At 60.5% G+C, this 8,395-nt stretch carries 7 protein-coding genes; 4 read left to right on the top strand and 3 right to left on the bottom strand.

Features of this window, described 5'->3' with window-relative positions; translation table 11 throughout:
• Together HP499_RS17110 and HP499_RS17105 are read left to right on the top strand one after the other, a co-directional pair.
• Nucleotides 1–587, top strand: a 587-nt coding sequence (locus HP499_RS17110; RefSeq protein ID WP_256378451.1) for an acyl-CoA dehydrogenase family protein, incomplete at its 5' end; no start/stop codon positions are given.
• A gap of 56 nt (nucleotides 588–643) precedes the next feature.
• The gene (locus HP499_RS17105) at nucleotides 644–1,696 is read left to right on the top strand and encodes a phosphotransferase family protein (RefSeq protein WP_172325411.1); all 1,053 of its coding nucleotides are present in this window, start codon (nucleotides 644–646) and stop codon (nucleotides 1,694–1,696) included.
• An 841-nt stretch (nucleotides 1,697–2,537) separates the two neighbouring features.
• Here the strand turns inward: HP499_RS17105 and HP499_RS17100 are convergent.
• The 3 genes from HP499_RS17100 to HP499_RS17090 form a co-directional block, all read right to left on the bottom strand.
• Entirely contained in the window at nucleotides 2,538–3,860 is a 1,323-nt protein-coding gene (locus tag HP499_RS17100; protein WP_172325410.1) for an MFS transporter, read from the bottom strand.
• 805 nt (nucleotides 3,861–4,665) lie between these two features.
• Nucleotides 4,666–5,589, bottom strand: coding sequence for an MBL fold metallo-hydrolase (locus tag HP499_RS17095; protein WP_172325409.1), 924 nt, complete (start codon nucleotides 5,587–5,589; stop codon nucleotides 4,666–4,668).
• Between the two features lie 938 nt (nucleotides 5,590–6,527).
• Nucleotides 6,528–6,914, bottom strand: a complete 387-nt coding sequence (locus tag HP499_RS17090) for a hypothetical protein (RefSeq protein ID WP_172325408.1) — start codon at nucleotides 6,912–6,914, stop codon at nucleotides 6,528–6,530.
• 356 nt (nucleotides 6,915–7,270) lie between these two features.
• On the opposite strand from HP499_RS17090, the gene HP499_RS17085 reads away from it, so the two are divergent.
• Both HP499_RS17085 and HP499_RS25580 read left to right on the top strand, forming a co-directional pair.
• Nucleotides 7,271–8,188, top strand: coding sequence for an alpha/beta hydrolase (locus tag HP499_RS17085; RefSeq protein ID WP_172325407.1), 918 nt, complete (start codon nucleotides 7,271–7,273; stop codon nucleotides 8,186–8,188).
• A partial coding sequence (locus tag HP499_RS25580; RefSeq protein ID WP_216660103.1) for a tautomerase family protein occupies nucleotides 8,140–8,395 on the top strand: 256 nt, incomplete at its 3' end. The genes HP499_RS17085 and HP499_RS25580, both read left to right, overlap by 49 nt.

The raw sequence follows: 8,395 nt of genomic DNA, 5'->3' as shown, positions 1-8,395 counted from the left end.
GCGGTCTGCCGGTCTTCGGCTACATTGACCGTGAGGGGCACGCCGAGATCCTCTTCGAGGACGTCAAGGTTCCCGCCTCGGCCTTGCTCGCGGGAGAGGGTGATGGCTTCATGATCGGTCAGGCTCGCCTGGGACCTGGTCGGATCCATCACTGCATGCGCTCAATCGGCATGGCCGAGCGTGCGCTGGATCTGATGATTCAGCGCGCCCAGACCCGGGTCACATTCGGCGAGCCCGTCGCCAACCGCTCAAACATCCAAGACTGGATCGCCGAGGCGCGCATTGAGATCGAGATGGTCCGTCTCCTTACGCTGAAAACGGCATGGCTGATGGACACCGTTGGCAACCGGAAAGCACGCGTCGAGATCGCTGCGATCAAGGTAGCCGGTCCTCAGATGGCTCTCAAGATCATCGACCGCGCTATCCAGGTCCACGGTGGGGGCGGTGTGACCGAGGACTTCCCGCTGGCCAGCTTCTATGCGCACCAGCGCACGCTCCGGCTCGCGGACGGACCCGACGAGGTCCACAAGCGCACCATCGCCCGGGTTGAGCTCAAGCGAATGCGGGATGCAGTCATCGCACGCTGACTAGATCGTGCGAGGCGCCGCGCCGCTGACCACAACAAAGAGAAGAGGAACGTCATATGGGATCCGAGGACAAATTGTCAGGGACCGCGGAGGTGGGCACGGTCGCGCTGGACACGGTCGCACTCAGAGTATTCCTCCAGGGGGAGGGCATCACCGTCGCCGGAGAGATCTCGGCGAAGCGGATCGGTCTTGGCCAGTCCAATCTCACCTACGAGCTGACCGATGAGGACGGCAGCCACTGGGTCGCCCGCCGACCGCCATTGGGAAACCTGCTGGCGTCGGCCCACGACGTCACACGTGAGCACAAGATCCTATCGGCACTCGCCAGGACTTCGGTGCCGACGCCTAGAGTGGTCGCACTGGTGGAGGACTCCGCGGTCTGCGACGCTCCCGTACTGATCGTGGAGTACGTTGATGGCCTGGTGGTCGACCGGATGCCGGTTGCTGAGGCCTTGACGCACGATCAACGGCACCAGATCGGTCTCGAGCTGGCCAGGGTGCTGGCGCGGCTCCACGCCGTCGATCTCGATGCCGTTGGGTTGAGCGATCTGGCAAGCCACTCGCCGTACGCCCAACGGCAGCTAAAGCGTTGGAGTCACCAGTGGGATGCCAGTCGCACCCGGGATCTTCCGACTTTGGACCGCCTCACGGCGTGGCTGACGGACAACATCCCGGCCGACACCTCGCTCGCCGTGGTCCATGGAGATCTGCATATCCGAAACGTTATCCTCGACCCGGTCACCGCGGGGGTGCGGGCTACGCTCGACTGGGAGCTGTCGACCTTGGGGGACCCCTTGGCTGACCTGGGGTCCACGCTCGCCTACTGGCCGGAGCCGGCCGACCCGCCGAGCGGCCTGTTCGAGGCCTCCACGCTGGACGGGTTCGCCTCGCGGCAGGAGATCGCCGAGACCTACGCGGCCGAGTCTGGTCGCGAGCTCGGTGCGCTGACCTTCTGGGAGGTGCTCGGAATGTGGAAAATTGCGATCATCGCGGAAGGCGTCCGACGGCGTGCCATGGATGAGCCGGCGAACGCGGCCGAGAACGGTCCGCCGACCGTCGAGCTAATCGACGCGATCGTCGCGGCGGCCAGTAAGCGCGCCGGCATCTGACAAAGGACAGCGCGCCGATCTCCTGTCACGGATCAAATGTGGTGGAAAGTCGGTGCGCTGTTGTCCGTCGCGCTCGACCTCACAGCAGACCAGGGAGGGCGGTCCGGTCGTCTCACGGTGCAACGTGCCGCGCCGTCAGGATGACGTGCTCCGGCGTGATGTTGGCAGCCCCGTCGGCAAAGCATAGCGGACCAGCTGATCGGCGAGGTCCCTCAGGCCGGTTTCGTCGAGACCGGCTGTAGTCTCCTCAGCAGCACGACGCTCGGCTGGCCGGGGAACGCTCTCACGACTTCCATCAAAGGTGGGGCCTGTGTAGGCGACTGTGTCTCCCGATAGTTCGTGGTCCCAGAGGTCCGCGCCGGGAAGAGCCGCCTGCGTGTCGTCGCTGCGGATTCTCCTGGACTTCGGCAGGTGGGGACGTCGACTCCCCGGGGATAAGCGGGGTCTGGTGAGGACGCAGGCTGCGGATCTCTTCGTTCCCGCCGAGGATCCTCCCACCAGCAGGAAGCTGATGCTACCGCGTCCCGCCCGTACGAGGACTGCCATGCCGTAGAACGAGTCCGCAGTAAATGGGTAGGACCTGCGTTACCGAGGCTTGAAGGAACCCAAAGATCAGCCGGGCTGACCCAACGGCAGCGCTTGTAAAGGCTCTGCGGAACTTTTAGCGGTTACACGTCGCCGGATCAGAATCAGGAATTGCTCCGGAACCGTAAGGTTCCGGAGCAATTCCCCAAGATGACTTCAGGCTTAAAACTCCTTCGTTTTTGACGTACCCGGAGACACCATGCTTCGAGCTCAGATGTCCATTAGCACTCGATCAGCGGACGTTCTCGGGTGGCTTTCAGCGCACAATACTATGCGCATCTTTCGGCCTCTTCATGGAGAACAATGCAATGATTCCAAGCGTGCATGCTGCAGCGACGAACAATCCGGGAGAGATGGGGTTGCCTGTCTCCCGGATTAGCCAGGTGGACACATACGCCGCCGTCCCACCGGTTAGAACGGTTGAGAGGTTGTTTCCCAGGGCGAGCCCGGTCACGCGAGTACTCGGACCAAAGAGTGTGGGCATGACAGTTGCGGCACTAACTGTCACCAGTGCCATTGCCAAACCAAAAGCCAGAAAAGAACCGACCGCAACCGGCCGATTTCCTGTCGCTGTGAAGTGCAGCACCGGGAATATGAGTAAAATGCATGCAGCAACACCGAAAGCATTGCATTGGAAGGCCCCGAAGCGGTCCACTATTAGGCCGTATACAGGCATTAGAATCGTAATCAAAGAGATGACACCAGCGGAAATCCAAGCCACTTCCGTGGTTCCCAGGTTATTTTCTCGTACTAGGTGTATACCCATGTAAGTAAGCACTATGTACATGCAGGCGCTAGACGGGATTGCGAACCCGATAGAGCGCAGCACGGACGCGTACTGAGTCCTGAGCAACTCCATTAGTGGAGACTTCTTCACCGTGCCGTCTCGAACTTCTTCCACGTACGCTGGCGTGTCATCTATTCTGGCTCTTGACCACAAGCTGAGAATGAGAAGTGGAATGCCCAGCAAGAACGGGATGCGCCAGCCCCACGACGTCATCTCCGAGGGTGACAATACGGTCGACACAGTGCCGACGCAGATTGCAGCTAGTGCAAATCCTCCGAATGTGCCAAGAAAGACGACTGACATGGCCAGTCCTTTCCGTCTCGGTCCTGCAATCTCGTAGGCGTACGTCATTGCCCCGCCCAATTCACCCCCCGCGGAGAACCCCTGGGCAAGGCGGGCCGCAACGAGTATTATGGGCGCGAGGATTCCTGCGGTGTCATAGGTCGGGAGAAGCGCCATCACGAGACTCGATGCTCCCATGAGTAACACGGAAAGCAGCAGCACCCTCTTACGGCCGCTACGATCCCCTACCTTCCCGAAGAAAATTCCACCGATGGGACGCATAAGATATGCCGAGGCGAATACCGCAAGACTTGCCAGCAGGGAAGCAGTGGGGTCGTCTCCTGGGAAAAACAAAGGAGCAACCACAACTGCAAGATATGCGTATATGGTGAAGTCGTAGTATTCCACGATGGTTCCGGTCGAAGCGGCAATAAGGCCACGTATCTGGCTTCTTTTGTCTACAGTCGGTGGATAAGATATATCGGACTTATTTGTCAATTGGTTCTCCATTCTGGGACGTTGTTGATCGCTTGCGATCGGTTTGCGGAGGTGTCCCGTGAATTGGCCGGCGTGAATAGGTGCTGAAACCCATTTCCGTTCATCACAAGGACGTTGCAAATGCCATCGTCAGGCGCAGAACCTCGATAGCGCGTCGCTGGACACCGTTGTTGGGTCGGCTTTGCGCCGATGAACGCGCCGAGCGACGGACTCCTTGCAGGACCAGGTCGGCGGTGTACAGCTTCGAGCTCGCGTGAAGCACGTCGCGATGACAGAGGTGAAGAAGCGTATGTTCTCGAGCATCTCAAGGGCGAGTGGCACAGATGTCTCTACCGGGAAGGCCGGGCGGATGCCGCGTTTCGAGATCGGGAATTTGCGAGAAACGCCGCGATCAGCGAGGTTGCTCTGTCAACCCGGCACAGGTTGCAGGAGCTCGGTTCCTGCTGGTCAATCAGATTCCGGCGTTACCGGACCGTTGCCCGTCGCCGATCAGGTGTCACCGGCCAGGCATGCTCCTTTCAAATCAGCGGTCGGTCCGGCATGAAAGGTCGGGCCCAGGGTCCGTTTCGGAGAACGTCGCACTAGTTCCGGATCGGACCGTTTGTTGTCAAACGCCTTGTAGATTCCCCAGTTCGCTGGGAGCCTTGTAGTCTCATGCGTCGGGGCCCGGACGGCGCGGTGCGCTGCGGCGCCGCACCGTCCGAGTGGTGATTACGGTCCATGAAAGGCGCATGGATAGTTTTCGTCTACTGATCTCGTGATGCCCCTCGAGTGAGTTATGAAACCTGTGAGCGTCGACGAGGGGCCGGTAGAGCGACTATTGGCCGGAGGGAGCACCAGCTGCGTCTCGAACCCCGATCGCACTGTGGGCCGAGAACGCCAGGGTCCACAGGTTGCCGTGGTGCGGGAACTTCGCCGACATTATGCCGATGAGGTCCTCGGCGTCCTTCGCCGTCTCGTATGCGGACGAGAATTCCTTGATGTAGGAACGGGTTTGTTGAATCATCGTGTCCACTGCGTAGTCGTCGCCGTCGGGCCGGCGGTGCCCGGCGACGATCTTTCGCGGCTTCAGGCTCTCCACGACGTCGACGCTTCCGAGCCATTCCGGCCAGTCGTCCGCCGAGGACAACCCGAGCATGGGGTGGATTTCGTTGTAGATCGCGTCCCCCGTTACGACAGTGTCGATGGCGGGGATGTGCACGATCGTTGTGGGGCTGATGTCGGCCTGTTCGATCTCGATGATTTTCAGCGGTGAACCGTCAACAAAAAAGGTGTCGCCGTCGAACGGCTCGGGAAGGGCGTCACTTGTCACGACCCTGTCGCCGAACATCTGTCCGAACTGTTCGGCGAATGTCTCTAGATTCTTCTTCATGTCCTCGACGATGTGCGGGAGCGCAATGCACTTCGCGTTGGGGAACCTTTCCATCAGTGGACCGATCCCTTGATAGTGGTCCGGATGTGCGTGGGTGACATAGATCGTGGTGAGTGTTTTTCCGGTGCGTTCGATGAGATCGGCGAGGTCCCGGACGTCCTCTTTGAGATATTGCGCATCGATGAGTACTGCTTCGGTAGGACCGCTCACGATGGTGGACGTGCAGGGTGGGAAGGTTCCGGTTTCCGGCCCTGGGAACAGGCTGGGAAATTCGGGCCACCTACCGACGTACACCGTCGCGCGAATTGATGGTGCCGATGCCGATGCCGATTTCGGCCCGGTTGTAGTGGCGTGAGCGTCGGTGGTCACGTGTCCTCCAGAGATTTTAGATCGAGGGCCTCAAGCTCAAATTGAGTCTGAGGTCAGACTCATTTCTACAGTGGCCTTAATCACATTGTCAAGACTTGGTTTGACTCAGGGAAAGGTCGGCGGTGACAAATACGTTGTCGCAATTAGCATTAAGGACGCACAACCGCCTGCGTTGCGGCAGGGGCGAGGGTACTGCACTTGGGAAGACGGTGCGCTGGGTACACATACTTTCGCGCGCCCCTTTCGCTAATAGACCGTCCCCGCCCGCTTATAGTGCAGCGCTGCATATCCTTCTCCTATGCGACCAGCGGTGGCCGCATAGACCCACGCCGCCAGGCAGGGGCGAAGCACCTGGCGCCGCGGTACCGTTCCGAGGGCAGGAGCGTGTTGGGGCGGATCCTCAGGGAGGTGGTTGGTCTGATCGGCTGGCGGCGGGACTATGCTCGGTCCATGCTGCACCAGGCTCTACATCCGCCGCGACCAAGGACGGCGCCGCAGTAAAGAAAGCCTGTCTATGCGGACCATCTTCAGTCGTCCCAGGGGTAGTGCTGGTCTGCGCTTCGGGGACGGGTGGAAATCTCCTCGCGGCCGCGGCCGCCTACCTCGTCCAGATGCTGCGTGCCGAGTGTCAGAAGATTACCCATGTGCAGGCACAGCTATCGGGGAGTATCACTTGCCGCTAGGATCGGCCGCAGGCTGGCCCTGAATGGCAAGAGGTGAGCCTGCGCGGGCGGGCACTCCCACACCAAGCCCGGGTCGCCATTTACGGCGTGGATCCTTATCCGGACCTGGGCCAGGGCGGACGAGGCCACACTCGGTTCCGTGGAAATCGGCTTGGCCAGTCACGTTGGTGGAACAGCCCGGCCGAGTTCTGCTTAGCGCTCACCATCAGCGACATCACAACCGGGCGGACGTTGCGCCAGTACATGTGCTCAAAGCTAGAAATGGGTGTCTGAGACGATCCAACACACGACAGCGATGTTCCCCTTCCCCATCGTCCGCTTTGATTCCACCACGGCAGCCACTTCATCAACAACGAGTTTTACCGGTACTGCCAGAAATACCAGGTCACCATCACCCGGTCCCGGCCCGGCGACAAGAAGGACGCCGCACACGTAGAACCGGAAGAGCGGCCCCGCGGCCGCGAACTTGGCGGCTACCACGGTCCCGACACGCCTCGGCACCGTAGTAGGGGGCCCGGGCGTGACGTACTTGAGCACAGGCGCCAGTCGATGTGACTTACCCGCATGGTTGCGGTTCCAGCCGGTCGGACACACAACTCGTCCCAGCGCCACTCTCCTTAGTGCCCAGTGGGCGGTCTTCATGCAGAATCGTATGGCCGGTTTCCGCGGGCGAGCGTCTACAACGCGAGACGATGAATGACCCACAAAGTCGGGGAGAGTCGTTACGCCGGCCGTACTCGTGTCGATTCCGTACCGGTGTTTGGCGCATTCGACCTATGTCGCCGGCTTACCCGTTCATATGCTGAATGTGACAAGCAGCGCACCTTCCCGTGATGCTGCAAGTCCATAACTTGAGGGTCCACACGGACTGCGTGCCTCACTCAAGGAGACGAGCGTTTCTGGCAAGTCCCGTCGGTGCGCCGTTCAGTAGCAGCCCATCATCCAGAAACCCGTTTACCTGCCATTCATTCATTTGACGTTTTGCAAAGGAAAATCCCATGCGTGAAGATATCGAGTTCGACGCTGAAGGCGTGACCTTGCGCGGCTGGTTCTACAAACCTGATAGTGCACCCGAGGAACTGCCGTGCATCATCTTGACGCACGGATTTTCCTGTACCAAAGAAATGGGTCTCGAACCCTTCGCAGAGGCGTTTACTGCCGCGGGGTTCGCTTGCGTGCTCTATGACCATCGCGGTTTTGGCGCCTCGGACACGGCTCCGGGCAAGCCGCGGCAGGAGCTGGACCCGTGGGACCAGATTCACGATTGCCAGCACGCGATCACCTACGCGCAGGGCCGGTCAGATGTCGATGCGTCGCGCATCGGGGTGTGGGGTTCAAGTTACTCGGCCGGTAACGCGTTTGTAGTCGCGGCAATCGACCGCCGCGTGAAGGCCGTGTGCGGGCAAGTGCCCGGGGTCTCTATGCGGCGCACATTCGAAGCGGGCGTGCCCAAAGAGTTCTGGCAGTCAGTATGGGACGGACAGGAAGCCGATCGGCTTGCGCGAGCTAGAGGGGAGGCGCCGGCGATGATCGCGGTGGTCACCGCGGACCCCACGCAGCCCGCAGCGCTGCCGACACCCGATGCCTACGAATTCTTCTCTCCTTATGAGGGGACAGCGTGGCGCAACGAGGTGACGATGCGCTCGTTGGAGCTGAACTACGAGCCAGGACAGTTCCTCAAGTTCGTCGCTCCCACCCCGCTACTTATGGTGGTTGCCGAAGAGGACAACATCGTGACGCCCGCTGAGTGGGCGAAAGAGGCGTTCGAGACCGCGGCCGAGCCCAAGCGACTCGTCTCGATCCCCGGCGGCCACTTCGACGCTTACACTGGTCACCCCTTTGAGCTCTCGTCGGCCGCGGCACGCGAATGGTTCCTCGAGCACCTAGCACAGAAGGTGGCCTCAGCACCTGCCTGACGAGGCCGGTAAAGGGCTTTGGGTGTGGTCTTTATACGTGTGAGCACCCGTCTCACAACAATGAGGAGAATGTCATGCCGTGGAGAATCCACACCCCCGCTGGGGCCTACACCGACCAAGATAAAGAGGACTTCGCGAAGGCGATCACAGCTCTTTATGCGGCCGAAATGCCAGCTTTCTACTGCGACGTGTTCTTCTACGAGGTGG

It is taken from the genome of Paenarthrobacter sp. CM16, from assembly GCF_013179505.1.
Taxonomy (GTDB): domain Bacteria; phylum Actinomycetota; class Actinomycetes; order Actinomycetales; family Micrococcaceae; genus Arthrobacter.
Note: the sequence above shows the minus strand (reverse complement) of the source record. Positions and strands in the feature narration are given on the sequence as shown.